This is a genomic window from Rhodococcus sp. EPR-157, from assembly GCF_001647195.1.
Lineage (GTDB): Bacteria > Actinomycetota > Actinomycetes > Mycobacteriales > Mycobacteriaceae > Rhodococcoides.
The window spans coordinates 1-1,584 of sequence record NZ_LVCV01000570.1; the positions used below are offsets into that span (position 1 = coordinate 1).

Genomic DNA, 1,584 nt, shown 5'->3' on the forward strand with positions numbered 1-1,584 from the left:
GTGACCGTCGCGCATGCTCCGAGCCACAGGCCAGGCCGAACCGTCGACACCCAGTCGCCGTTCGAGTCGACGTCGAGATCGTAAGGAAAATCGCTGACGCACAGCGCTTTCGATGGATCCTTGGTGCTGGCGATGATCACTCCCGATGTGTATGGGAGGCCGTGCATGCGCATCATTCCCGAAGCGCCGTCCACGGTGTACTCGATGTCGGTGGTGTGACCGGGGCCGCTGTACCACTGACGTTCGACGGTCCATCCCGTCGCCTGCGCAAGGCGGATGTTGTTGTAGGTGGTTCCACTGAAGTATGTGCCGACCGAAGCCGTGTTCACTGCGGTCACGGTCGCGACCTTTCCCCATTTGAGCACCGACGTTCGAATCCCGACGGATCTACTGCGGAATATCGCAGCTCCGAGCAGAAGAACGATGAACGGTATCGGGAGCGTGGACGGCCAGAACAACCACACAGCAAGCGGCGTAGTCAAGGTCATCAGTACGGCGAAAGCTTCCCACCACTTCCATGACAGACCTGCGAGGCGGAACGCGATCGGAACTCGGCGGGGCGGCTCCGACAGGTGTTTGATTACAGATGGTCGCTTCGCCGAGAACGCTCCCCCGTCGAGGTCGACGGACGCGCGGACGAAGCGGCCCGTGGCGGAGGTCTCTCTCAGCTCCTTGGATGCACGCAATTCGGCTAGTTCGCGCTCGAGTCGAGCGAGACGCATCTCGACCGATTCTTCGGATCCCGGTTCTGCCACAGCTGATCCTAAACTCAGAACCACGTGTTTCGTACTGTGATCACCGCGCCACAGGCGAGGGCTGCGTACAACGCTGCGGTCGCGAGTGCACCGAACCAGAACGTCGAAGCAATCGACACCGACCAGCGCTCGTTCTCACGAAGCCGTAGGTCGAACGGAAAAGCGCTGACGCACACCGCATCGGGACGCGACGGGTGAGCAAGGATCATTCCGGACGTGTACGGCAGCCCTCGGAGAGCGAGGCTCCGCTCCTGCTCGGCGATCGTGTAGGTGATGGTGCTGTCGGTGAGCGCGCCGGTGAACCACCCACGCTCGACGCGCCACCCCGTCGCATGCGCGACGCGGACCGTACCGCTACCGTCGGTCGATTCTTCGACGCCGTCCACGGTCACTACCTCGCCCGACCGGAGCAGTCGCCACCACCCAGCGACAGTGCGCACTCGCACACCGAGTCCGACCGCGACGAGGACGAGCGGAATCACCGGAACGAGGACGGGGAACTGAAGTATCAACACGCCTGGGACCACCAGCGCCAGCAGCACCACGTAGCTTTCGCGCCAATCCCACAGCAGCATTCCGGTGACGGGAACCATGAGCGGGACCCGCCTGCGCGACGCCGGCGAAGGGTCCCCCATAGTCAGCTGAGCTTAGACCCATCGGCCGGAAGGTGGGAGGTCGAGCGGATACGAACGAACACCCAGCAGACCGCGGCGAGCACAGCACCGATCACGAACATCGTCGGATAGGTGACGACGCCCGGCCACGTCTCAGTCAGGGCGGACAGGATCGCCGGAATCGCAAAGCCGAGGTAGGTCAGCGAGTAGAAGAC

2 protein-coding genes and 1 pseudogene are annotated in these 1,584 nt (G+C 63.1%); all 3 read right to left on the reverse strand.

The window, feature by feature from the left end; genetic code table 11:
- Positions 1-755, reverse strand: a 755-nt coding sequence (locus tag A2J03_RS25000) for a hypothetical protein (protein ID WP_068379504.1), incomplete at its 3' end; no start/stop codon positions are given.
- Between the two features lie 14 nt (positions 756-769).
- Positions 770-1,390, reverse strand: coding sequence for a hypothetical protein (locus tag A2J03_RS25005; protein WP_068379507.1), 621 nt, complete (start codon positions 1,388-1,390; stop codon positions 770-772).
- Positions 1,391-1,392: 2 nt separating this feature from the next.
- Positions 1,393-1,584 (reverse strand): annotated as a pseudogene (locus tag A2J03_RS25010) (MFS transporter); the annotation flags it as partial.